General features: G+C 69.4%; 29 protein-coding genes and 1 pseudogene. 18 read left to right on the forward strand and 12 right to left on the reverse strand.

Features of this window, described 5'->3' with window-relative positions:
- Positions 1–195 precede the first annotated feature (195 nt).
- The 3 genes from ACGF07_RS33505 to ACGF07_RS33515 all read left to right on the forward strand — a co-directional run bounded on the left by ACGF07_RS33505 (position 196) and on the right by ACGF07_RS33515 (position 3,169).
- The gene (locus ACGF07_RS33505) at positions 196–840 is read left to right on the forward strand and encodes an SMI1/KNR4 family protein (RefSeq protein WP_392905075.1); all 645 of its coding nucleotides are present in this window, start codon (positions 196–198) and stop codon (positions 838–840) included.
- Between the two features lie 136 nt (positions 841–976).
- Positions 977–2,575 (forward strand): ISL3 family transposase, encoded by a 1,599-nt coding sequence (locus tag ACGF07_RS33510; RefSeq protein WP_392905077.1) that lies wholly within the window; start codon positions 977–979, stop codon positions 2,573–2,575.
- A 429-nt stretch (positions 2,576–3,004) separates the two neighbouring features.
- Positions 3,005–3,169, forward strand: coding sequence for a hypothetical protein (locus tag ACGF07_RS33515; RefSeq protein ID WP_362563743.1), 165 nt, complete (start codon positions 3,005–3,007; stop codon positions 3,167–3,169).
- Positions 3,170–3,263: 94 nt separating this feature from the next.
- Here the strand turns inward: ACGF07_RS33515 and ACGF07_RS33520 are convergent, their stop codons facing one another.
- From ACGF07_RS33520 to ACGF07_RS33535, 4 genes are all read right to left on the reverse strand, one after another.
- Entirely contained in the window at positions 3,264–3,584 is a 321-nt protein-coding gene (locus ACGF07_RS33520) for a type II toxin-antitoxin system PemK/MazF family toxin (protein WP_392905079.1), read from the reverse strand.
- Between the two features lie 8 nt (positions 3,585–3,592).
- Entirely contained in the window at positions 3,593–3,907 is a 315-nt protein-coding gene (locus ACGF07_RS33525) for a hypothetical protein (protein WP_392905082.1), read from the reverse strand.
- Between the two features lie 358 nt (positions 3,908–4,265).
- A complete protein-coding gene (locus ACGF07_RS33530; protein WP_392905084.1) occupies positions 4,266–4,592 on the reverse strand; it encodes a peptidoglycan-binding protein in 327 nt (108 codons plus the stop codon).
- A gap of 1 nt (position 4,593) precedes the next feature.
- Entirely contained in the window at positions 4,594–4,785 is a 192-nt protein-coding gene (locus tag ACGF07_RS33535) for a hypothetical protein (RefSeq protein ID WP_392905086.1), read from the reverse strand.
- Between the two features lie 469 nt (positions 4,786–5,254).
- Here ACGF07_RS33535 and ACGF07_RS33540 point away from each other — a divergent pair, with 469 nt between their 5' ends.
- The 3 genes from ACGF07_RS33540 to ACGF07_RS33550 all read left to right on the forward strand — a co-directional run bounded on the left by ACGF07_RS33540 (position 5,255) and on the right by ACGF07_RS33550 (position 7,263).
- Positions 5,255–6,079 (forward strand): helix-turn-helix domain-containing protein, encoded by an 825-nt coding sequence (locus tag ACGF07_RS33540; protein WP_362563696.1) that lies wholly within the window; start codon positions 5,255–5,257, stop codon positions 6,077–6,079.
- A gap of 124 nt (positions 6,080–6,203) precedes the next feature.
- Positions 6,204–6,338, forward strand: a complete 135-nt coding sequence (locus ACGF07_RS33545) for a hypothetical protein (protein ID WP_362563699.1) — start codon at positions 6,204–6,206, stop codon at positions 6,336–6,338.
- Positions 6,339–6,831: 493 nt separating this feature from the next.
- Positions 6,832–7,263, forward strand: a complete 432-nt coding sequence (locus ACGF07_RS33550) for a hypothetical protein (protein ID WP_392905089.1) — start codon at positions 6,832–6,834, stop codon at positions 7,261–7,263.
- Between the two features lie 426 nt (positions 7,264–7,689).
- Here ACGF07_RS33550 and ACGF07_RS33555 read toward each other — a convergent pair whose 3' ends face one another.
- The 3 genes from ACGF07_RS33555 to ACGF07_RS33565 all read right to left on the reverse strand — a co-directional run bounded on the left by ACGF07_RS33555 (position 7,690) and on the right by ACGF07_RS33565 (position 11,009).
- On the reverse strand, positions 7,690–8,169 hold the full coding sequence (locus ACGF07_RS33555; protein WP_392905091.1) for a hypothetical protein: 480 nt from the start codon (positions 8,167–8,169) through the stop codon (positions 7,690–7,692).
- A 467-nt stretch (positions 8,170–8,636) separates the two neighbouring features.
- The gene (locus tag ACGF07_RS33560) at positions 8,637–9,389 is read right to left on the reverse strand and encodes a hypothetical protein (RefSeq protein WP_362563786.1); all 753 of its coding nucleotides are present in this window, start codon (positions 9,387–9,389) and stop codon (positions 8,637–8,639) included.
- A gap of 132 nt (positions 9,390–9,521) precedes the next feature.
- On the reverse strand, positions 9,522–11,009 hold the full coding sequence (locus tag ACGF07_RS33565) for a hypothetical protein (RefSeq protein WP_392905094.1): 1,488 nt from the start codon (positions 11,007–11,009) through the stop codon (positions 9,522–9,524).
- A 308-nt stretch (positions 11,010–11,317) separates the two neighbouring features.
- Between ACGF07_RS33565 and ACGF07_RS33570 the strand changes: the two genes are divergently transcribed.
- The 3 genes from ACGF07_RS33570 to ACGF07_RS33580 are packed head-to-tail and all read left to right on the forward strand — an operon-like array spanning position 11,318 to position 14,744.
- Entirely contained in the window at positions 11,318–12,460 is a 1,143-nt protein-coding gene (locus ACGF07_RS33570; protein ID WP_392905096.1) for a tyrosine-type recombinase/integrase, read from the forward strand.
- Positions 12,457–12,792, forward strand: a complete 336-nt coding sequence (locus tag ACGF07_RS33575; protein WP_362563662.1) for a helix-turn-helix transcriptional regulator — start codon at positions 12,457–12,459, stop codon at positions 12,790–12,792. Before ACGF07_RS33570 ends, ACGF07_RS33575 begins: the two co-directional genes overlap by 4 nt.
- Positions 12,789–14,744, forward strand: coding sequence for a hypothetical protein (locus ACGF07_RS33580; protein ID WP_392905098.1), 1,956 nt, complete (start codon positions 12,789–12,791; stop codon positions 14,742–14,744). Before ACGF07_RS33575 ends, ACGF07_RS33580 begins: the two co-directional genes overlap by 4 nt.
- A gap of 398 nt (positions 14,745–15,142) precedes the next feature.
- On the opposite strand, the gene ACGF07_RS33585 is transcribed toward ACGF07_RS33580, so the two are convergent.
- From ACGF07_RS33585 to ACGF07_RS33605, 5 genes and pseudogenes are all read right to left on the reverse strand, one after another.
- Complete coding sequence (locus ACGF07_RS33585; RefSeq protein ID WP_362563625.1) at positions 15,143–16,054, reverse strand: DUF1932 domain-containing protein; 912 nt, start codon at positions 16,052–16,054, stop codon at positions 15,143–15,145.
- Positions 16,051–17,253 (reverse strand): HAD-IA family hydrolase, encoded by a 1,203-nt coding sequence (locus tag ACGF07_RS33590; RefSeq protein WP_362563622.1) that lies wholly within the window; start codon positions 17,251–17,253, stop codon positions 16,051–16,053. The genes ACGF07_RS33585 and ACGF07_RS33590 overlap by 4 nt, the downstream gene beginning before the upstream one ends.
- Positions 17,250–18,263 (reverse strand): AAA family ATPase, encoded by a 1,014-nt coding sequence (locus ACGF07_RS33595; RefSeq protein ID WP_392905165.1) that lies wholly within the window; start codon positions 18,261–18,263, stop codon positions 17,250–17,252. Before ACGF07_RS33595 ends, ACGF07_RS33590 begins: the two co-directional genes overlap by 4 nt.
- Positions 18,264–18,452: 189 nt before the next feature.
- Positions 18,453–18,575: a hypothetical protein gene (locus ACGF07_RS33600; RefSeq protein ID WP_392905166.1), complete on the reverse strand. Its 123-nt coding sequence runs from the start codon at positions 18,573–18,575 to the stop codon at positions 18,453–18,455.
- A 9-nt stretch (positions 18,576–18,584) separates the two neighbouring features.
- Positions 18,585–18,794 (reverse strand): annotated as a pseudogene (locus ACGF07_RS33605) (GntR family transcriptional regulator); the annotation flags it as partial.
- Between the two features lie 178 nt (positions 18,795–18,972).
- Here ACGF07_RS33605 and ACGF07_RS33610 point away from each other — a divergent pair.
- The 9 genes from ACGF07_RS33610 to ACGF07_RS33650 all read left to right on the forward strand — a co-directional run bounded on the left by ACGF07_RS33610 (position 18,973) and on the right by ACGF07_RS33650 (position 22,588).
- Positions 18,973–19,281, forward strand: a complete 309-nt coding sequence (locus tag ACGF07_RS33610) for a hypothetical protein (protein ID WP_392905101.1) — start codon at positions 18,973–18,975, stop codon at positions 19,279–19,281.
- A gap of 2 nt (positions 19,282–19,283) precedes the next feature.
- Positions 19,284–19,469: a hypothetical protein gene (locus ACGF07_RS33615; protein WP_392905103.1), complete on the forward strand. Its 186-nt coding sequence runs from the start codon at positions 19,284–19,286 to the stop codon at positions 19,467–19,469.
- Positions 19,466–19,600, forward strand: a complete 135-nt coding sequence (locus tag ACGF07_RS33620) for a hypothetical protein (protein ID WP_392905105.1) — start codon at positions 19,466–19,468, stop codon at positions 19,598–19,600. The genes ACGF07_RS33615 and ACGF07_RS33620 overlap by 4 nt, the downstream gene beginning before the upstream one ends.
- Positions 19,600–19,887, forward strand: a complete 288-nt coding sequence (locus ACGF07_RS33625) for a hypothetical protein (RefSeq protein ID WP_392905107.1) — start codon at positions 19,600–19,602, stop codon at positions 19,885–19,887. Before ACGF07_RS33620 ends, ACGF07_RS33625 begins: the two co-directional genes overlap by 1 nt.
- 790 nt (positions 19,888–20,677) lie before the next feature.
- Positions 20,678–20,899: a hypothetical protein gene (locus ACGF07_RS33630; RefSeq protein WP_392905110.1), complete on the forward strand. Its 222-nt coding sequence runs from the start codon at positions 20,678–20,680 to the stop codon at positions 20,897–20,899.
- Positions 20,900–21,102: 203 nt separating this feature from the next.
- Positions 21,103–21,237: a hypothetical protein gene (locus tag ACGF07_RS33635; RefSeq protein ID WP_392905112.1), complete on the forward strand. Its 135-nt coding sequence runs from the start codon at positions 21,103–21,105 to the stop codon at positions 21,235–21,237.
- A 33-nt stretch (positions 21,238–21,270) separates the two neighbouring features.
- Positions 21,271–21,816, forward strand: a complete 546-nt coding sequence (locus ACGF07_RS33640; RefSeq protein WP_392905114.1) for a hypothetical protein — start codon at positions 21,271–21,273, stop codon at positions 21,814–21,816.
- Positions 21,813–22,067, forward strand: a complete 255-nt coding sequence (locus tag ACGF07_RS33645) for a hypothetical protein (protein WP_392905116.1) — start codon at positions 21,813–21,815, stop codon at positions 22,065–22,067. The genes ACGF07_RS33640 and ACGF07_RS33645 overlap by 4 nt, the downstream gene beginning before the upstream one ends.
- Before the next feature lie 2 nt (positions 22,068–22,069).
- Positions 22,070–22,588, forward strand: a complete 519-nt coding sequence (locus ACGF07_RS33650; RefSeq protein WP_392905118.1) for a hypothetical protein — start codon at positions 22,070–22,072, stop codon at positions 22,586–22,588.
- The last annotated feature ends 36 nt before the right edge of the window (positions 22,589–22,624 follow it).

The following is a 22,624-nucleotide window of genomic DNA, read 5'->3' on the forward strand; positions in this document are numbered from 1 at the left end:
TGGAGTTCGAACGGATCATCAGCAAGGCACGAGCCGAGGCCCATCAGGAGGCCCAGGCCGTTTAGCGAGGACTCCACGATTACTGGGGATTGACAGCACGGCCTGGCTCTGTCCGCGAGAACGGGTTCTGGTCCAACTTCTGTGGTTGGTGACCATAGGTCACGGAGTTCGCCTCGCGGGGACTTGATCAATAGGGTGTCTCAAGCCGTGGTGGTGGGCCGCGCGCACATGCGAACGCTCGGCGGAGCCTCTGCCCGAGCTCTCTGGGAGGCGCTACTGATGCACCCGAGTGTTGCCCGACTGACCGGGATTCTGCCGCAGCACCCTGGAGCCGGCGATCCCGTCGACTGGGACGAGGCGGCCCGCAGGTGGGGCACTCCGTTTCCGGCGGACTACCGCGACTTCGTCGCCGTCTACGGTGGTGGGTCGATCAATTGCTCGTTCTCCATAGGGCTGCCACTGGAGGTTGCACGGGGTTCTCGCGGCCCCCTGCACTTTGAGGAGTTGATCGAGTGCGGGTACGAGCTGCTCGATCTGGACCCCACCGACTGCCCAGACCTGAAGGGGAGGATCTCGTGGGCCGTGGACTGCAGCGCCAACCAGGCGTTCTGGGACACCACGGATCCGGATCCCGACAGGTGGACCACCCTCGTACTCACCCGCGATGGTGACTGGGTCGATTACGACTGCGGCATGGTCGACTTCCTCGTCGGGTTCCTGACCGGCGAGATCAGTCCTCAACCCATGGGCATGTTCTCCCCTGACCAGCCGGTCTTCCTGAACTGGCGGGAGGAACGACGCCTCAAGGAGGCGGGCATCAACCCCTGGCCTCACCTCTGACTGTCCCTAAACTGGGGCTCTGGTCCAACTTCTATGGTGCGCCTTCTCCCTGTCACCGTCGCTCTTGCCGGAACGTCTCCCGAGATCGTCCGGAAACGGCCGGTGACGGCGGCGCTCGGGCTCATGGTTCTGGGCTGTGCGAGCGGTACTGCTCCGGCTGGAAGAGCTGCTCTTCCTGTCGGCTCCGGAGATCAGGGTGGTGTCGGTGCAGGACGACGGCGACGTGATCCGGGTTGGTGTCAGATCCCGGACGGCCAAGGCTCGCTGCCCCTGCTGCGGGAGCTGGTCGGAGCGGGTGCACGGCTCCTACCTGCGGTTTCCCGCCGATCTTCCCGTGGCAGGACGGCGGGTGGTGCTGCGGCTGCGGGTGCGGCGGTTCACGTGTGAGGACGCCTCATGCGAGCGGCGGACGTTCGTCGAGCAGGTCACGGGCCTGACCCGCCGACACAGCCAGCGGACCGAACGAATGCGGTCGGCGCTGGCCGAGATCGGCCTGGCGGTGGCCGGCCGCGCCGGCGCCCGGCTGGCCGACGTCTTCGGGGCGAGGGCCAGCCGGAACACGGTCCTGCGACTGGTCGACGCGCTCCCGGAGCCTCAGCCGCGGGCCCCGCGTGTGGTCGGCGTCGACGAGTACGCGATGCGCAAGGGACGTGTCTACGGGACTGTCCTGGTTGACGTCGAGACCCGCCGACCGGTTGACCTGCTGCCGGATCGAGAAGCGGCCACGGTCGCGACCTGGCTGGCCGAACGCCCGGGGATCGAGGTCGTCTGCCGTGACCGTGCTCCGTTCTTTGCCGAGGGCGCCAGCATCGGGGCACCCACCGCCGTCCAGGTTGCCGACCGTTTCCACCTCTGGCGCAACCTCGGTGAAGCCGCGGAACGGTGCATCTCCCGCCATCGTTCCTGCCTGCGCGCAACCATCGCCGAGGCGGCCCCGGAGAAAGCAGAGGCTCAGGCACCGGCGGATAGCGGCTCGCCATGGCCCACCGGGCACCGCTTCGCCGACCGCACCCGCGCCAGGCACGCCACCGTCCACGCGCTGCTGGCCGCCGGCCACAGCCGGCGCGTGATCCAGCGCCAGCTCGGCATGACCTACCGCACCGTCCAGCGGCTGGCGGACGCCGCGACCCCGGAAGCCCTGTTCCAGGGGCAGTGGCAGAACCGCAGGACCAAGCTCGACGACTTCAAGCCGTACCTGAACGAGCGGTGGGCCGAGGGCTGCACGAACGCATGGACCCTCTGGGAAGAGATCAAGACGCACGGCTACTGTGGCGGCTACGGAGCCGTCCGTGCCTACCTCCAACCGTTTCGCACCGCCCCGACCGCACCGGCAGCCCAACCACCGTCGCCGCGGACCGTCGCTGGGTGGATCCTGACCCACCCCGACACCCTGTCGGAGAACGATCGACTCAAGCTGAAGTCAGTGCTCGCGCACTGCCCTGAACTGGAAGCGCTCACCGGTCACGTCCGCGCGTTTGGGAAGATGATCACCGAGCTCCAAGGCGACCGGCTCCCACAGTGGATCGAAGCGGTCCGCGCCGACGACCTGCCCAGTCTCCACGCCTTCGTCAACGGCCTGGAACGAGACCTTGCCGCGGTCACCGCCGGACTGACCCTGCCCTGGAGTTCGGGAGTCGTCGAGGGCCACGTCAACCGGATCAAGATGCTGAAGCGGCAGATGTATGGACGCGCCGGCTTTGCGCTCCTGAGGAAGCGAGTTCTCCTCGCGTTCTGAGCCTCGGCCGGTCGGCAACTACTCCACGAGTCCGAAGCCGTCCGGGAACGCTTCCAGGAATTCACGGCGGCCGGGATCGGTCTCGGCCGCGTCATTGCCCCGATCACCTGCTGAAGCTCTGCACGCTGGGAGTCCGCGAGGCGAGCCACCATCGCGGCGACGCCCTCCAGTGCCTTCATCGCATCGTCCTGATCCATGCGCTCGTCATCCGCGCTCTCGACGAACCAGGCAAGGTCCACGAGCGCCTCCGCCAGAGCGCGGGTCAGCGACGGGTATTGCGACATCAACGATCCCCCCGAAGGTGATGACGGCAGAACTCTCGGCGCACCCAATCACATGCGGCCGACAACACTCACTGTCACCTCGCCACAGAACTTGGACCAGAACCGAAACCGGCGAACAAAGCCAACGGCCTCTACCTGGTTCCTGGTGCCCGGCATCATCTTGGCCCTGTGCGCGTTCGGCGCCTTGATCGCGTTCTCCGAAGACGGCGGGGACGAGCCCATCGGCTGCTGCTTCGCTGCCGTGCTTCTGGCCGCAGGCCTCGGTCTCGCGGGCGTGGGCATCAACTCGTTCGTCGCCGGCTGTCACTAGCCACCGGACCCGGACAAGGGCAAACCCCGGCACAGGTCCCTGGGGCGGACCGGGCCGGGGCAGGAAGCGGCACGTCTCACGCGCCACGGTGTTCCTACAGGGCGAGGGCGGCGCGCAGACCGGCGGCGACCTTGACCATTGTGGTGGCGCTGAGAGCTCCAAGGCTTTCGCGGAGTTCCTCGCGGTAGAGCACGACGATGTCGTCGCACAGGACGGAGCCGACCAGACCGCCGTCGGCGGGGCCGAGCTTGACGATACTCGCGAGTTCGGGCTTGGCCGTGGTGGTGAGCCGGACGGCGAGGCAGTCGTCGAGCTTCTGGTTACGGGCGTTGTTCGACACGACGAGGAACGGCTTGAGGCCGTAGCCGGCGTCCGCTCGGTAGACGACGCCGCGCACCGGCACGATCTCAGTCACGTGTTTCTTCAGTCCTCGCTGGAGCCGCGGCGGCGGTTGCGCATGGCACGGGCGTGTTCACGGTCCTCGTCGTCACGAGCGGCGGCCAGCGCGGCATAGCCGGTGGCCATGACCTTCTGCTCGACGGCGATACGTCCGGCCTCCAGGAGGGCCTGGAGCACCTCGGCCTCGGAGGGATTCGCCGACAGCTCGACACCGAGAAGCTCGGCGATGGCAGAGCGGTAGGCGCCGGCGGGCTCCCTGAGCCGTTCGACTGTCTGGGTGTCCTCGGCCGTCACGGGTACGGACTTCCGCGCCACGGCCCTTCCGGTGAGACTACTCATGCTTCACATAATGCAGCATGAAATGCAGCAAAACAAGCGGCACTGCCCCGAGAGGGAAGCCGCCACGCGGTCTCTGGGCTCCAGCAAGGCGGCTTGAGCGCCTGCGCCCGGGTGAGCGGGGCTGTCCAGCGTCGTGGCCATCAGCAGCAGACTGCCCGGCCCTGCCAGCCTCGCAGACAGACCGAACCTGGACCCCGTCGAAGCCGGTGGCGCTGGTCGCCGTCGCCTCCATCGCCACTGGCTCCCAACCGGGACGGTGAGCAGTCCGCATCCTGCCGCAGTTGTGCCGGCTCATAAGCACCACCGGCGGAGCCGCGCCCGCCGTCCGCTCGCGTGGAGGCCCCGCCCGGTACGCCGATCAGTACGAGGTCGGGATCACGGAATAGCACCAGCCGTAGTAGGCGTTGAGTCGGTTCATCAGCGCGTCACCGGTCTGCGGTCCGACGATTCCGTCTGCGTGGCCGAAGTGGCTCCGCTGGAACGCTCTGACCGCTCGGTCGGTGTCAGGCCCCCAGACTGAGTCCGCCGTGACACCGACCGCGATCTGGACGCACTTCACGCCCACCCCCCGGTCGCCGTAGCTCAGGTACGTGGTGTTCGGGTCCGCGTGCGCTGGGGCGGCGCACGTCAGGATCGCCGTGACCCCCGCCAGCACCGGGAGCAACCGGACTGTCGTGAGTCGCATGTCAGGGACATCCGTTCTCGATGTCGATCTCGATGATCGGAGCAGTCAACGCCCACGAGTTCTGCGGGTAGAGCGTGATGTACTCGCCGGTAGAGAAGTGCATGAGCGCGCAGTCGTCGTTCCGCGCGTTGACAACGTAGTGCGCGGAGCGGGCCTTGGGGCCGGTGGTCTGCCAGCCATAGTCCTTGTACATCGAGATCGGGGTTCCGCTCGAGTTCTCGAAGCACACGTAAGGCCACGGACACGACGACGCAGCCGACGCGGAGGTAGCCCCCGCCAGCGTCAGGCCCGAGGCCGCGACAACGCCGGACACCAGAACAGCCATAGCTCTGAGGGTTCGCTTCACGGGTACAGCACCCTTCATCTGCCGGATCTCACCTGCCAGAGCGGGCTGCCCCGCCCCCTCACCGAGTGTCCTCGCGGGCGGCTGGCGCTGTCATTGACAGACAGCGCACAATTGTTAACACCATGTGCACAACATGATGCCGCGAGGGGCTGGGGTGCGGGATGGGCGGAACCAGGCTGCGCACGCAGGACATACCGGCGCCGGACGGGTTCGACCGGTGGTGCGAGCTGGTAGACCGTAACCTGGCACCGACCCGGTGACCTCCCGTCATGCGGAAGATTTCGATGCATCCGCTTCACTGTTCCAGCTGGGGGCCGTGCAGTTGTCGGTCCTAACGTTCCCCACCTTGCGAACGGAGCGGACGTGGCCCCTGATCCGCCGCTCCGAGCCGGAACTCTGGCATGTGGCGCTGGTCGCCGCAGGCTCCATGAGGTTCGGCCAGCACCGCAGCCACACACTGCTGGGCCTCGGCGACCTGGTGCTGTACGACACCTCGCACCCTTGCCAGTCATGGGCGCTGTCCGGGGACGGCCCCGGGAAGGTAATAATGCTGCACCTGCCCAAGACCCGGGTGCCGCTCCCCGACCAGGCGATGAGGTCGATGGCGGCGCAGCGAATACCGTCGGGGTCGGGGATTGGAGCCGTCCTGGGCGCATTCCTCGAACAGCTCGCCCGGCAGGCCGGGTCCTGGCACGAGCGGGACGCCGTACGCCTGGGCGCGGCAGCCGTCGACCTGTCGCTGGCGTTCCTCGAACACCGAGCCGACGCCGAGACACTCCTACCGGCGGAGACCCGCCAGACCGCGCTGCTACACGACATCAAGGCATACATCGAACGGAACCTCGGGGACGCCCAATTGACACCCCAGACGATCGCGCACGCGCACTGCATCTCGGTGCGCTATCTACACCGGCTGTTCCGTCAGGAGCAGCAGACGGTCGCCGCCTTCGTCCGCGCGCTACGTCTGGAACGGTGCCGGTCCGACCTCGCGGAGCCCGGCCTCGCAAGGTTTTCCGTTGGTGCAGTAGGCGCGCGGTGGGGGTTCGCCGACAGCACCGCGTTCAACCGGGCGTTCCGGGCGACGTACGGTCTTCCCCCGGGCGAGTATCGGAGGAAGTCCGCCCTCCGCCTCCGCCCGTAGGCCGCGTCCGCCGTCCCTCCTCCGAGCACCGTGCCCGGCTGGGCAACCCGGTAGGGGTGGATCGTCGGCCGTCGTCGAGCCCGCGTGCGTACCGTCTGGAGCGCTTCGAGGAGACGGCCGAGTCGTGGAGGAGGCATTCGAGGGCCTGGACGAGGATGTCCTCGCCGAGGCCGCCACCGAGGCGCGCTCCTTCGGAGCCGTCCCGGCCGAAGCGGTCGACAAGCTGGCGCGCCGCCCGCTGCGGCAGCTGGCAGACTGACAGGGGCGGGCTCGGCCGAGCGCTCGCCGCGGCCGCACCGGAGAGGCCGCTGCCCGATTGGGCCGCCGACACCAGCCGCACGCAGGACAGCCGCTTTGCGCCGGGCCCCGCACCACCTCGCTGGCGTCGGCCGGCACCTCGAAGGGCGAGCTTTGTGCCGGCCCAGAGGTCACGAGCATGTTCTCCGAGAGTACGTCGCGGCTGACCCGGGCCGCCTTGATGCACTGGTTGCGCCGCTCCAGCCGCGGCTTGACGACGATGACCTGTGGGAGCGGGTGGCACCGTTGCTGCCACCCGCTCCCGAACGACGCCACCGCTATCCCCGGCGGGTGTCAGTCGACAAGGCTGCCCGCCTCATCTCGGGCTGGCGACTGTGCGGGCACCTGGGCAAGGCCGCCGGCCACGTCGGTCTCGGGGCGGGCGTGCGGGATGAAACGGTTGTTCTTCCGGCAGGCCTACCCTGATCGCCGACACAGGGGAAGGCCACCGGGGGATGGAATTGACGATGCGGGACAAGCGCTGGATAGCCGCGGTGGCGCTGATCGGGGCGGCAGTGGCGGCGTGCTACGCCGCATGGGGCGATGAGTCCGACTACCCACTCCCCTACACGCGGCGGGACGCCTCGGTCCTGCGACGCATCGCGCTCGCCGACCCGTCCACGAAGAACACCACCGTGGCTTCGGACGACCGCACGGTCTCGATGGAGGTCGCCTGGAGCGGCTGCGACTACAAGCCCGACCTGGTAGCACGGGAGACAGCCAAGCAGGTCACCCTGCTGCTCAGACGCCGGGACGCCTCGGGCCCGGACATCGGCTGCGAGGACGGCGGCATCGCCGAGCTCACGGTCGTCCTGCACCAGCCCCTCGGCACCCGGGCCCTGACCGACACCCTCACCGGCGAACCCGTCCCCCATACCCACGCCTGACAACAGCCCGCCACCGAGGCGAAGCACGCCGCGCCCAGGCGCGCCGGCCCGTTCCGACAGCAGGGGTAGCCGCACCACGCGGACGGGGGTGGCCGCACCACGCGGACCCCTTAAAGAACAGTTGGAGAGAAGTAGACGCGGCGCTCCCGGACGCCGAAGGCTCCGTACAGGTGGCTTCGCGCGCGACGCGCGAGCCCCGCAGGCCTTCGCCGGAGACCCAGCGAACCAGGGCCGCTGCGCCCCCTTCGCACCCCCCGCCGAACGGAGGGGGTAGCAGCACCGGTGACGCCACCCTGGCAGCACCGGTGCTGCCCAATATCTAGAACCCTGTCCAGAACCCGGGGCCGCTGCGCTTCTCCCGGACGGCCGTAGGCCCCTGACGGGTGGCCTACGCGTGCGAGCCCCGGCGGCCCACCGCCAGAGTAGTCATCCCCTCCAGGCCACGGCGCGCACGGTGCTGTCGGTCATGGTGGTGTGCAGTTCCAGGCGGACGAGTACTTCGGCAGGGCTGGACCGGCGGAGAACGAGCAGTGGGCTGCAGAACTCGGTCATGATCCCCGCTGGGGAGTCGTGGCCGGCCCAGCGCATCAGAGGGCGGTTGAGGTCCATGTCCTGGGGAAGCGAGGTCGTGACGACGCACGGGAGCTTGTGGCGCAGCACGGTCTGCTTGAGCGCCTGGCCGATGTTCTCCAGCTCGCTGGTGCGGGAGGCGCCGTCTGCCTGGTCGGGGTGCATTCGCTCCCAGCGCTCGATGACGAGGAGGTCGGGTCGCACGCATGCGAGTGCCTGGTCCACGAGCCCGGGTGTCGGGTTCGGGGTTTTGTCGACGACCAGGGTCGGACGAGAGAGCGGTGGTGGGTAGCCGGTGAACAGCAGCACCTGCTTGCCGGCTGCGGCCAGGTGCACCGCCATCGCGGTGCCCAGTGGGCGCCTCCCTGCTCCCGCGCTTGGCGACAAGGCCCAGCAGGTGAACTCCGGCCACGGGGTCTCCAGTGGAGGCTTACGGCGGGACCACTGTCCGGGCCAGTGCTTGGCCGGTGTCCCCATGGGTCGGCCCGTGCCCACTCGCTCAGCAGTTCAGCGGTCTCGGGATCATCGGCGCGGGCCCGGAAGCCGCGGGCGACGTGGACGCCGTCGCCGAGCAGCCGGTCGTAGATGGTGCGGATGTCGAGGCGGCAGGGCCCGTGAACTGGGTACGGGCCCCAGCCACTCCGTTTCGCCTTTGACGATCCCTTCGATGCGGATCTTGCCGTCCGGTGCCGCCTCGATCGGCTTCAAGCACACGACGCAGTCGTACGGGTCGCTCAATGAAGTCTCCTGTCCTGGTGGTGGCAGGCGTACGCCTCGAAGCTGGCGCCTCGCCTGAGCGCGTCCTACAGGACGGCGCGCAGTTCGGCGGCGAGATGTCCGGGGTGGGCGAGAGGGTCGGAGAGATCGAGGTCGACGCTGTTGGTGTAGAGGATGCTGCCGTCGGGCTGGGGTTCGCCGTCGTTAAGTGCCAGCAGGTACCAGCGGGAGTCGCCCCGGGCGAACACCCAGGGTTCCCCGTCCTTGTCCAGGGCGATGCTGCATCCGCAGCCGTCCTGATCGTCGCCCTGCTCGCCGGGCCCGTGGCGCTGGTCGAGCTTCGTGCCCAGGATGTCGGCCACCGCGGCGATGGTGTCGTGCGGACCGGAGGGCAGGGTAAGGGCGGAGGGCAGCACCGCCAGTTCGCCGACCACGGCACCGGCGTGGGAGGGCGCCACGGACAGCATGTCGTCGGCGGCGGCCTTGATGAGGTCATGGACGCGGTCGGTCGGCGCGCAGTCGCCCCGGCCCTCGATGTGCACGAGGACGGAACGCAGCCGCTGCAGAGCGATGCCGGCGGCGTCGACCTGGGCGAACAACGCGGCAGCGAGGACGGCCGCTTGTTCCGGGGTGTAGAGGGCCCACTCGTGGTCAAGGGCGTCCACCGCGGCACGGGTCGCCTCGGCTCCGGTGATGGCCAGCGAGATCGCGTCGTCCGGCTCCTGTGTCTGGCCGCCCGCGTAGCTGCGTACCTCGCTCGCGAGGTCGCCGAGGACGGTCCGGGGTGTCCGCTTCTCGTAGCCCTGCCAGAGGTCGGGCCACGGGGTGTTGCCACTCATGATGCTCTCCTCAGGTTCCAGGCCGTGGATGTCTAGATCGTCTTCTGCGGGGCGCTCACGTCCCCGTCCGACCCTGCCGGCGCGGATGGGGACGTTGGGCGCCATGAAGGGCGCCCAGAGCCTTTTTCAGGGTCAGTTTGCTGCATCGGGAAGGAAGCCCGCTGCTACGAAGGCTCGCGCTACTTCCGCGAGCTCGGCCGGGTCGATCGGCCCGAGCTCCTGCTCGGTGCGGCAGTCGTGGCACAGGCCGTCAGCCGGCCCCGCGCCGTACGAGTTGTATCCGCACCCGTCGGTGATGCACCACCACTTCGCCGGTCCCTCACCCTGGCCGTCGGCTTGCTGCGGAACACCGGCCTTGCTGCCCGTACGTCGGTCGGCCTTGCGCATCTCGCACGCACGGCACGGTGCACCCGAACCGATGATCACCCCGTCCTCGCACGAGAGGTCTGGGCAGTCTGGTGAGGGCTTCACCAGCTCGACAGCCAGCCCCACCCCTGTCTTGACCTTTTCCAGGGGATCCAGCCCACCAAGCTTCGCCAGGTAGCCACGGGTGATCCAGCGCCGCTGGATCCGCTCGGTCAGCTGCTCCGGGGTGCGGTGCTTGAGCTGCTCGCGGATCAGGTTGCCCAGCGGGTTAGCCGGGACGCGGGCGGGCAGAGGCTTGGCCGGCAGCGTTGACAGCTCCGTTGGGAACGCGGACACCACGACCCTCACCTTCGCCGCCTGCTCCCGAGTCATTCGAACGCCGCCACCCATTGACTTCGCCGAACTGGTGGTGCCGTTGGACGCGGCGCAGCCGCTTCGCCTCGCGCGCGCGCTACTACCTGTAGATGCCCTACGGGCGTCACCACCGGCTCGCGCCGAAGGCGCATCAGTTTCGTCTTTTTCACCTTCGTCTTGTTCCACCCCCCGGCGCGGGGGTACGACACCCCCCGGCGCGGGGGTACGTACCCCCGCGCCGGGGGGTACCGGAATTACTGGGCTCTCCTGCGTTTCTCCAGGTCGCGCCGTACCCCCCGGCGCGGGGGTACGGAAGTCGGCAAGCTCGGGCATCCGAAAGTTATCCACAGGCGGCACCGGCAGCTTCGCCTTCTTCGCCGCAGCCCTCTGAGCAGCGACTTTGTCGCAGTGAACCTTGAGAGCGATCCTCACCGCGTTGAGCCAGGCATCGAACTCCGCCTCGCGCTGCTCCCTCTGCTCCTTCGTCTCGCCCTTCGGCGCACGGTTCATCCCGTACCAAGCCGCCATCGACTGAGGGCCGCGGTATCCACGCGGTGGCGTCTGATGAACGATGTACCGATTGCGGCTGACCAGACCGGACGTGGAACGGATCACCTCGACAGCGCCGAGCACCTCCAGCTGCAGCATGTACTTGCTGACGCCCTCCGGCTTCTTCAGCTGAAGGATGCGAGCCAGGGAGGTCAGACCGGGCCACACCTCGTTGTCGTCCCTGCTGACGTTGACGTGCGCGACCATCCCCCAGTAGAGGGTGCGAGCGTCGTTGTCGGCGCCGGACAGGAGCACCCAGTCGCCGACCTGGCTGAACGGAGCGCGTCGGCCGAGAGCGACCTCAAGCTCTTCATCGAGCTCGGACGGATCCGACATGAAGGCGGGACTCACCAGGTCACCTCCGATCCGGCAGCGAGCACCAGGACCGGTCCGGCCTGGACGGCGGGCTGGTACGAGGAGCGGATCTCGGCAGGGGTGCGGTTCTGCATGTCCATAGAGGCCGGGAACCCGGAGTCCGTGTGACCGGTAGTGGGCGGAATTGCATCCGATGCAACAAGCGGCTGGGCGGGAGAAAGCACGTCTGACCTGCTCAGAGTCATGGGAAGGGGAGCCCGGCCGGGGAGGGATGTGCGGTCGGACCTGCGACGGTCTACATTAAACGCCACGATGTTGTATCTGATGCAACCATTGAGGCGAGGATGAGAACGGTCGATCTGCCGGGGGCGATCCACCTGGTGGTGCCGGACAACGTGCGGGCACTGGACCCGGCGCCGGCGATGTTCAGCGCGATGTTGGAGGGCTGGTCCAGGCAGCAGCTGAGCCGCCTGCTCCAGCAGAAGACGATCGATGACAGGCTGGGCCTGGTCCGCCGGTTCGCCGAGTACACCGGCACCTACCCCTGGGAGTGGACGCCGGAGGACGTCGAGGCGTACTTCGCCGCCCAGATGTCCAAGAAGCCGCCGCTCGCCCACTCCACCGTGCGCGGCCAGCAGGGCGACCTGGCGATGTTCTGCTCCTTCATCACCGACTCCCGCTACGGCTGGTCGTCGGCCTGCGAGGAGAAGTTCGGGCAGTTCCCCGTCCAGGTGTGCCACGAGTGGAACACCGCCGACCACGTCGCCGAGTACGAAGGCCGGCCCGGCCGGCGCGCACTGACCTACGACGAGCTGCAGCAGCTCTTCGACGCGGCCGACGACCGCGTCGAGCGCATCCGCAAGCTCGGCCGCAAGGGCTCCCTGGCGGCCTGGCGCGACTCGGTGATGCTGAAGTCCGTCTACGCCTACGGACTTCGCCGCCGCGAGTCCTCGATGCTCGACCTGCAGGACCTGCGGCACAACCCGCGGGCCAAGGACTACGGCCGCTTCGGCGCCCAGGAGGTGCGCTTCGGCAAGGCCTCGCGCGGAAGCCCGCCCAAGCGCCGCACCGTGCTCACCGTTCCCGAGCTCGACTGGATCGTGGAGCTCCTGGAGGAGTGGGTCGACGAGGTCCGCCCCCGCTTCCACCCCGCCCAGCACCCCGCGCTGTGGGTGACCGAACGGTGCGGCCGCATGTCCGCCCGCCGGCTGGACGAGGTCTTCGCGACCATCCGCCAGGAAGCCGAGCTCCCCGAGGAGCTCGAGCTCCACTGCCTGAGACACTCCTACATCACGCACTTGATCGAGTTCGGCTACCCGGAGCGGTTCGTCCAGGACCAGGTCGGCCACCGCTTCGGTTCCACCACCGCCCTCTACACCTGGGTGTCGGACGAGTTCCGCAACCGGCTGCTCGAACAGTCGCTGAAGCGCCAGTCCGTACGGCCGAGCCAGCGCCGCACGAAGCCGGAGAAGGGAAGCAGGAGATGAAGAAGAGCATGGGCATCCGCTGGAACCTGCGGAAGCTGATGGCCGCCCGGGACATGTTCCAGACCAGTGACCTGGTGCCCCTGCTGGCCGAACGCGGTGTCCACCTGTCACGCGAGCAGGTGTATCGACTCGTCGCACAGCCACCTCAGCGCCTCTCGATGGACACGCTGGCCGCGCTCTGCGACATCCTCGCCGTCACCCCGAACGACCTCATCGAGGTCGTCGAGGTCAAGGCCCAGGTCGCCAAGCCGACCGCCTCCGGCGAGACCGCGGGCAGCGAACCGGCCCCGCCGACCCGCCGCACCCGGCTCCGCCGGCCGGAGGGCCTGTGACCCGTCGCACCACGCAGGAGTTCTTCGACCGGCTGGTCGCCCTGGTGGCCGCCGACCTCCCGGAGCTCGGAGCGGAGGGTGCCGCGGCGATCCTCCGCACGACGAACCACCGCACCCGCCGCTTCCTGCGGGAACACCTGGAGGTGTTCCCGCAGGCCCTGACCAGCGGAAGCGCCCACGCGACGCCGTGCGTCCAGCGCTTCATCGCCGTGCTGCTGGAAGCCGGCTACACCCGTGTGAAGCAGCCCGCCTGCCCGCGCTGCGGACTGCTCCGCCCGCTGGTCGAGAAGGCCGCGGACGGCACGGAACACGTGTGCAGGACCTGCCTCTACCTCAGCAAGACCGGAGACTGCCGGCGCTGCGGCAAGACCCGCCCCCTGGTCTCCCAGGGCCACTGCTCGGCCTGCTACCGCCTCCACGTGGGCCCGAAGAAGGCCTGCGCGGACTGCGGCCGGCTGACAGTCTGCTCGGCCGGGACCGGCCGACTCCTGTGCGACTCGTGCCGTCCGCGCCGCCCGAAGACCTGCGCGCTCTGCTCCAAGTCCGTTACGGCATACGCTCATTGGCCACTCGGACCGGTCTGCGGCATGTGCTACGAACGGACCCGGCAGCACCCGGGAACATGCACCCGATGCGGTCGACGCCGGGCCCTGATCGCCCGACTCGACGGCGAACCGGCTTGCGGCCCCTGCGCGGGCAGCACCACCGACTACCTCTGCACGAACTGCGACAACCCGAGCGACTCCTCCTTCCGGCCGACCATGTGCGCCCGCTGTGCCCTCAAGGTCGAGATGGCCGGCTACTTCGACGGCCTGCCCCCGCTTGCCGCCCGGCAGTTGAGCCCGCTCCGTGAAGCGTTCACCCGCACCGACCAGCCCCAAGCCGTCGCATCCTGGATCCGCAACGCCAAGGGCGCCCACTTCCTCGGCGACCTCGCCCGGGCCGGACACGAGGTGACTCACCGGCGCATCGACGACCTCACCGCGGAACACCCCGTGGCTGGCGGCAACCTGCGCAAACTCCTCGTCGCCGTCGGAGTCCTGCCCGCCCGCGACGAACACCTGGCCCAGGTCGAACGCCACCTGGAGCGCGTCATCGCCCGCCACCCGCAGTTCACTGCGGTGCTCAGGGCCTACGACCGCTGGAGCGTCCTTCCCCGCCTGCGGCGCCGAGCCCAGCGGCGCCCGCCCACCAGCTACGTCACCAGCTGGGCGGCCACCCGGATCAACCGCGGAGTCCAGTTCCTGACCTGGGCCGCAGACCAGCAGATCGAGCTCGCCCAGGTCACCCAGGAACACGTCGACCAGTGGCTCGCGGAGGGATCGCGCGCCCGCTACCAGGTGCGCGACTTCCTCGTCTGGACCGCTCGCCGAGGCCTGTCCCGGGACCTGCTCGTTCCCCACCCCAGCAAGCCCGACCCGGCCGGCATGGACGAGAACGACCACTGGGACATGCTCCAGCAGTGCCTCCACGACGACGAGCTTCCGCTCGACGTCCGCGTCGCCGGCGCTCTGGTCCTCCTCTACGGACAGCAGGTCAGCCACATCGTCACGCTGACCGCCGACGATCTGAGCCGCACCGGCGAGCAGACCTTCCTCACGCTCGACCAGGCGCCCGTCCTGCTGCCCCCGGACCTCGCGGTGCTGGTCACCAGGCTCAGCGACCAGCCGGACAACGCCGTGGTCCGCGGCAGCGGCACGACCCGCTGGCTCTTCCCCAGCAACCGCGATCCGGACGGCCACCGGCGGCCGGCAACCGTCACCAAGAGCCTCAACCGTGCAGGCATCCGGGTGAAACCAGGCCGCGCGACCGCGCTGACGAACCTCGGGCAGGACCTGCCGCCCGCAGTCCTCGCCTCGCTGACCGGGATGCACGTCATCACGGCGGAGAAGTGGTACCGGCGGGCAGCTCCGGACTGGGCCGTCTACATCCAGAGCCGCAGGAACAGCTGAATATGGGGCGTCACGAATGACGCTCCCCGCCAGCAGGGCAGCGTGGTCTTCGTCACGCGACAGCGGTTGGGATCGGGCGTTGATCACGAACCCAGTGGTCGCACGGACGGCCTGTGGACAGGGGTTGGCGGCGGTGCGGGACAACGGGGGCTTGCCTCTCCGCCGCTGCCAGTCCGTGGGCACCAGACAACTTGACTCGGCCGGGTGAGAGATGGTGTCTCTCGCCCCGGACCGGGTATGCCTGGTACCGTCGGACCAACAACGGCTGTGTTGTGGGCGCTCACCTGGGTGTCCCTGGCGAGGGCCGGTTATATCGAGAAGCGCAAGCGGCCCAAGTTTGGCGACTGGGGGCCGCTTTCGCGTTTGTTGGTCTGTGCGCCGCCCTACGGGCGACCGGATCAGCTTATTCGTCTCCTTGGGTCCTCGGGCCGTTCAGGTTCCGCGTGTCGGCTGGACAGCTCGGCCTCTGCGCGGAGCAGCTCGTCCAGTGCCTGGTCGGCCGACAGCTTGGTGTCCTTGGCGTCGTCCCACCGGCTGAGCGTGGATGCTGCCGCGCGGAGCAGCCCGTCCGGAAGGCCAGCGGCGGCCATCGTGTCCGCCGCCTCCTCCAGCTCGGGGCCCCACCGCCACCCTCGGGCAGCGGTCTTGCCGATGTAGTCCGTCTCTGTCAGGTAGGAGCCGGCCCGCTGATCGGCGACATCGAGCAGCGCCTGGTCGACGCCGTGCTCGCGCGCGAGCCCGTAGGACAGCGCGGCCAGCACCCGGGATGCCTTCTGGAACGTGCTGTAGGCGGCCTTCAACACGCTGGCCTGCCCGATCTCCTCTCCCAGAATGTGGGTCAACACTGCGGTGCCGGAGAAGAGCCGTTCGACCAGCCTGACCCCGTCCACCGGTCCGGAGAGGTACAGCCGGGCCCGCTTCGTACCGATCGGCGGCGAGCCGACCACTGCGCCGTCGACCACTGCGCGAGCCGTTCCGCCGAGCAACTCCTCGATCCGCGCCGCCCGCTGCGGACTGATCGCGTTCGCTTCTACGTACAGGCCGGTGAAACCGAGCCCGGCCACCTCCCGCGCTACGTCCTCCGCCGCGGCTGGCGGGCACAGGCTGAGCACCACCTCGGCCTGAGCCACCAGCTCGTCCAGAGCTGGCACCGCCGTCAGACCGAACTGCTCCGCCCGGGCCGCGGTTGCCTCGCTGCGCCCCCGCGGGCACCACAAGACCTGGCCGCTGTTCGTGAGGGCGCACGCCGCGACGGCCGCGCCCATGCTGCCGGGATGCAGCACCCCGACCGTGACCTGTCGATCCGTCACCGGGCACCTCCACGGACGTGTTCCAGAGCGTCCAAGACATCCAGCGCGATGTGGTCCGGCTTCGGGCCCCCGGGCCACGGCCGACCGTGGGAGACCCAGACGGTGCGCAGCCCGGCGGCGCGGCCGCCGACCACGTCCAAGGCGGCGTTGTCCCCGACCATCCAACCGCCACCTGTGAGGCGGCGCCCCACGCTCGCGGCAGCCATTTCGAAGATCGCAGGGTCCGGCTTGCGGGTGCCAGCGTCCTCGGAGATGCATATCCCGTCGACCAGGCCGTCGATCCTGCTCGCCTTCAACTTGGCGCGCTGGATCTCTCCGCCGCCGTTGGTGACGACGACAACCTGCCACCCACTGGCCCTGACCGCCTCCAGCGCGTTCGGAACGCCCGGGAAAGGCCGGACCGTTGCCGGGAACTCTGCGCTGTAGCGGGCCCACAGCCGATCAGCGGACTCCGGCAATGACAGCTCAGCACACAGGCTCTCGAACGTCTGCAAATCCGCGCGGACCTGCATAGCGCCCAGGATCCGCCGCTCGACATCCGGGCCCAGTCCGTGGGCGGCGCAGTACCCGGAGATCCATGCCGTCACCGCAGCGAGGCGGTCGATCAGCGTGTCGTCGAAGTCCAGCATCAGCAGCTGATCACGTTCGGCGAGCGCCTGGCGGATCCGCTCAGCTGCTTGCTCGGGTGACGCCACGTCCGTGCGGACAACCAGATCGAACCGGAAGCTGGCATGGGCCTCGAGGTCCGCCTGCGTGGCATCCCAGGCGGCCAGACGCGCGGAGGTGTCCGTGTCTCCCCGGCCCGCCGACCGTTCGGCGGTCGACTCCCTCGGGCACCAGAGCAGCACCGTCAGCCAGTCAGCGGGGTAGCGGTCCAGTACCGCCCGCACCCCATCGACCTGCCCTAGGTGCATCACCGGCACCCCGGCCTCGACCGCCGCGTCCAACCCTGCCCGGTCGGTCACATAGGTGCTGTCGTACCTGCTGTTCTCGTAAACCACGGCACCTGCCGTGGCGCGCAACTGCGCCAGCAGTTCCGGCGTCCCCATCCGATAGCCGGTCGACCGGCCCGGTCCCACCTTCACCCTTGAGAACAGTGTGAAGATGGGGTCGAGCGTGGCCAGGGCGCCCGTCACGGTGTCCTTCCCGGAGGCCGGCGGCCCGTACAGGATCACCCCGCGTCGCGGCTGGCTGGTCATACGCGTACCTCCGCGAGAGCGAGCCGGGCCTGATCGGCCAGTGAGATTGCTGCCCCCATGCGATTGTCGACCACTAGGTGCGGCACCACTGGCCGCAGCCCCGTGTCGATGGTGGCGATGTAGTCGTTCCAGTTCGCCAACTTCCACGCGTCCCGGGCGGCCGATCGGAAGCCGATGTACTCGCGCATCGACTCTGCGTCGCAGCGCACCCAGATCGGCGACACGTCGACACCCTGGGCGCGGCAGCGGTTGATGAGCCGAGTCATCCACGCCTCGTCCGCCATCTCGGCGATGAATGGGGCGGTCAGCACAGTGGAGATGCCGCAGGCCACGTTGGCGTAGGCGGCCTGCATAAGGCAGTCGTACTCCAACGCCCGCACCTCATTGCGGTACAAGTCCGTGTGTCGGTCGTTGGGATCACCGCCGAGCGAGACGAGCAGACGCTCTACTAGCGGTCGGGTCAGCGGGTCCTTGTCCAACAGCGGCCAGCCAGTCAGCTGAGTCAGGAACCTGGCGAACTCCGTCTTTCCGCTGCCGGCGAACCCGCCGACCAGGACAATCGAGGGCCGGTGCGGATCGCCGCCCGTGTGCCGCCGACGCCAAGCGTCCATAATCCGCTGCTGCAACGACATGTTGTCGGCATCGGCCGTACCCGGTGCAATCCTGTGCAGCGCCCGCTCGACAGCCAGTACGTGAGTGCCGTTGTTGGTCGAGGACATTGGCGTCAGCGCAAAGGTGGTGTCCTCACCCGGCAGTGGATTCCGGAATCCGAGCTGCGGGTCCGTCGCCCGGTAGAGCGCGCAGTACGCCCGTCGATAGTCCGGGCCAGGGTAGATCTCGCCCTGCTCGTGCTGCCAGATCGTCTGCGGGTGCGCAGCCGGAATGTTCTTCAGTCCGGCCTGCTCCGCCACCAGACGAAGGCGCTCGCCGGCGTCCTCGAGTGTCAGGCCGTGCGCCTCCCGCTGCTGGCGCAGCTTTTCGGGTCGCCATCCCAGCCGCACCTTTGCCATGCTCCCCACCTCCGCTGTCGTCATGCTCGCGAGCCTAGGGGCGGTGCCCCGAAACGCATATGTACGTGGATGTTGAAAACGCATTGATGAACCCGCGTACGGATCTCCCCATGGAGATGTGATGGTTCATCACGGCCGAGTCGGATTTGATCTGTGCATCAGAAACCGGCCCGAGGGAGTGCCCGTGGATCACGTCTTTTGGAAGACCGCCTGCTCGACCCGCTCAAGGCGGGCGGCCAGGGCGCTGACCTGCTCCCGCAGCTCTTGGAGCTCGGATGTCGCCTCGGGCTCGTCCAGTGGTACATGCCGCACGAAGCTCCCCTTCCCCTGGTGCGAGTAGATCAGCCCAGACGCTCGGAGCTCGGTGAGTGCCCTCTGTACGGTCCCGTGAGCCACGCCGTAGTGAGTAGCAAGTTCGCGGGTGCTGGGCAGCTTGTCGTCTGGCCGAAGGCGACCTAGACGGATCTGATCGCGCACGTCCTCCACGATCCGCTGGTAGGGCTGGGCGAGTGGATCAGTCATGAGCCACATCGTAGGGCCACCTCCCTGTCATAGATAGCTTCACCGGCTTAGTTGACACAGCCACGACTGTATCAGCTAAGCTGGCTAAGCCAACACGGAGATTCTCGTGAAACGGCGAGACCCCGGTGCGCCTGGACAGCATCCACCGGGGTCCCAACGGACCAGCTCGTCAAAGGAGAGATCCGCAATGACCAGCATGACCGACCCGCGTAGGAGCGGGAACAGCGACCCCACCCTCGCCAGCCACCGCAGTGCTCCCCTTCAGGAGCAGTACGAGGGCCGCGTGCTCTCGCTTGTCATCCACGACCTCGCCGCGGTCGCCCCGACCGCCAGCGAGAGCATCGTTATGGAGCTCGTCGCTGACGTCTGGCGGCAGGCCGAAGAGCACCTCGCCAAGGCCGGCCGCACCGGCTGGGCGCACCTCAGCTGGTTCGTCCAGAACGCGATCAGCCGCTTCATCCAGCCGGCGGCCCAGCCGCAGACGGCGGGGTGCTGACCATGGCGCAGCAGACGTCGCCGCAGAGCCCCGAGCAGGCCCGGGCGGTCGCGGAGCGCGCCGAGGCGTTCCACGCCGCGATCCACGCGGCCCGGACGCCGGACCAGATCCGCGAGGTCTGCGTCGCCGCGTCTGCCGACTACAAGGCCCGCAACGGCCAGCCGGCCGGGCAGGAGGTGTCCCAGTGAGCGCGACCGACGCCGCCGCCGACCTCGAGCGCCGGGTCCAGCAGCACCTGGGCCGGATCGACGCGAAGCACGCCGACGACCGCGCCGACGCGGCCACCGCCGCAGAGCAGCAGACGGGAGGGCGGTCCTGATGGGCATCCGCTCCTACCTGGGCTTCGGCTCCCGCAACTCCTCCAGTTCCAGCAGCTCCGGCAGCACGACCGGCACCAGCGGGGACTTCGCCGGGGGATGGCACTCCTACGACGAGGCCGAGGCGCGGCGCCACCACCGCATGGCGCAGGTGCCGGTGGCTCCGGCCGGTACGGACCAGCGCGGTCGGCGGGTCTTCTCTTCGGACCCGTACAACCAGCCGGGAGCCGAGCAGCACACCCGCCGCGGCTTCGGCCGCCCGTACCGCCAGAACGGGGGTGCGCAGTGACGATCACTCACCTCTGCCGCGCCTTCGCCAACGGCGACGGCAAGGACAAGAAGGCTCCCGCCCCGAAGGGAGGACGTCGATGATCGCCATCCTCTCGAACCAGGCCGACGAGGCGCTGCGCCGGATGCGCGAGGACCAGGCCCGCCGCGACGCGGCGAAGGCTGGCGGTTCCGGCTCCGGCCAGTAACCCTTCTCCCCGCTTCACCCGCAGTTCGGCTCCCGCCGCCTGCTCTCGGAACCGTCCTGGCATGCCCATGCCTGGACGGCGCCGGGAGTGGGCGCCGGGCCCGCCAGGGCCCAGCACCCGACGCACCACCAGCAGCACCCGGAAGTCCGGCCCGAGGGGGGCCAGGCCAGGGACGTGCCCGTTGCTTCCTAACTCCACAGCGCGCCAATACGAACAACACAGAGAACGGCCCCGGGGCCCGCGAGCGTGACGCCGCCCCAGGGGTGAACCACCCGACTGCTTCCGTAGCACTTTCGGCACGGGGACACCGCCGCCCCGCTCAATCCAGGCGCGTCCGACCCGGCACCCGGCCGGGCGGTAAGCGGCCGATCCCGCCCCCTCGGCAAGGGGCGCGGCCGTCACGCACCCCGCACCACCCACTCGCTGCTCCACCCCGGCGCTTTCGCCGGCCAGCCAGGCCGCGAGCGCCCCCGCCGCCATCGGCCCCTGCCGGTGCGCACCGCTGATCGGTGCGCACCGGCCGCCGGGCCCGCGGCCATCCCGAACGAAGCCTCCCGGCGCCGCACCGGCCCGGGAGCCCGTCATTCGTCAGGAGACCCCTTCATGGGCACGAACCACCCCGGCAGCGGCATCAGCCCCGGCGTCCTCATCCAGACCGGCAGCAGCCGCACCGGCCAGGGCCCCGTCGTCAACCACATCAACGGCAGCACGGTGCACGTGACCGGCCTGGTCATCCAGTGCGGCGAGCTGAACACCGTGACCGACGACCAGAACCCGGCCGCCGACACGGCGCGCCACACCGGCCACGGCCCGCAGGTCTACTGACCCGCTGACCCGCCGTCGCTTCACGCGCCCGACCGTCGGCCCGCACTCGCGGCGCCGGCGGCCGGGCAGCACCCCGGCCGTACCCGTAGCCGCCCTGGACCGCCGACGCGCGACCGGCCTTCGCCGGACCGCCGGCCGTCCAGGGGAGCCACGGGCCCGCCCCGAACTCCACCCCTTGTCGCCCGTCCGAAAGGACCGTGCACATGACGCTCGACCAGGTCTTCTTCGCCTTCTTCGCCACCTGCGCCGTCACGGCCCTGGGCCTGCTGCTGGCGCTGTACGCGGAAGCCCACCTGATCCCGCCCTACCTCGACCGACTGGAGGCCACCGATGCGTAACCCCGCCCCGGACGGCGGACCGGAGGTGACGACGTGACCGTCACACCCGAGGTCCCGCCGCGCCCCACGTACGACCCCGCCGTCCCGGAGCACCCCGAACCCGCGGACATGACCAAGCCCGGTTACGACGAGGACGGCCTGGCGGAGCTGGCGCAGGAGCTGCGCCAGTCCCGCCTGGACGCCGCCATCCCGCTCAAGCCGGACGACGCGGACCACCTGATCGACTGGGCCCGCGTCAAGCGGGCCGCCGCCGCCCTCAAGCGGACGGTGCAGGCCTGGCCGAACCTGGCGGCCGCCGCCGTCGCGGCCACCGGCCCGGCCTGGCTGTGGCGCAGCGTGGTGCAGGACTGCTCGCACTCCTTCCGCCCCGCCGCCGACGTCGCCGACCCGGGCCTGTGCCTCGGCCTGATCACCCTCGGCGCCGTTCTCGTCGTCCGCTCGCGGCTGCGTGGCGTCGTGCTGCGTACCGTGCTGCGGGTGGCGGCTTGGGCGGTCGTCGTCGGGACCCTCGCCTACGGGCCGGCCCGCGACTGGGCCGGCGCCCTGCTGGGCTCCGTCTTCACCGGCGCGGTCCGGTGATCGGGTCCTACCCCGTCGACAGGGAGAGCCCGCTGGCCGGGCTCTTCCTGCCGGTGAGCGAGCTCGGCTACACCGGCGCCGCCGTCCTCGCCGCCTGCTGCCTGGCCCTGGCCGGGGCGCTGCGGTGGGTGCCCGTCCGCAACCGGGCGCTGCGCCTGATCACGGAACTCATCGCCCGGACCGCGTACGTCGGCACGGGCTGGGCGGCCGCGTCCATCACCGTCACCTACGCCTGGAAGGCCGTCCAGTGAGCATGACCAGCATCGAGATCACCCACACCGTGACCCTTGCCGGATCCGCGGCCGGGTTCGCGGCGTTCGCCGGCACCTGGGGCTACCTCTTCTTCAAGCACAAGCGGAAGTTCGCCGCGTTGAGGAAGAAGAAGTACCTGGTGCCGTACATCTTCGGCCTGGCCGTCATGGTTCTGGCCTCCGCCTGCCAGGGCGGTCTGCTTGGTCTCGTGTCCGGGTTCAGCACCGGCGCGGGCAACCAGGCCGGCACCCTGGCGAGCCGCGGCATGGTCGGCGGCACCGGCGCGGTCGCCGTCGCGCAGGAAGGCCAGCTCACCTTCTCCGGCTCCTGGATCGCGCTGATCGTGTTCGCCTTCGCCTGCGCGTTCTGCTGGTTCGCCAAGAACATGGGCGAGCGCGTCCTGATGATCTCCGGCGCGTTCTCCGGCGCGACCTGGGGACTGTCCATCTCCCTCGGAGGCCTCGCCGCCTACACCGGCGTCCCGCTGTCCAACTGGCTCGGCGCCCTGATCATCGGCTGACTCCGGCCCGTGATGGGCGCCCCGGACCCGCCCGCC

The sequence above is a fragment of the Kitasatospora sp. NPDC048194 genome (assembly GCF_043202455.1).
GTDB lineage: Bacteria > Actinomycetota > Actinomycetes > Streptomycetales > Streptomycetaceae > Kitasatospora.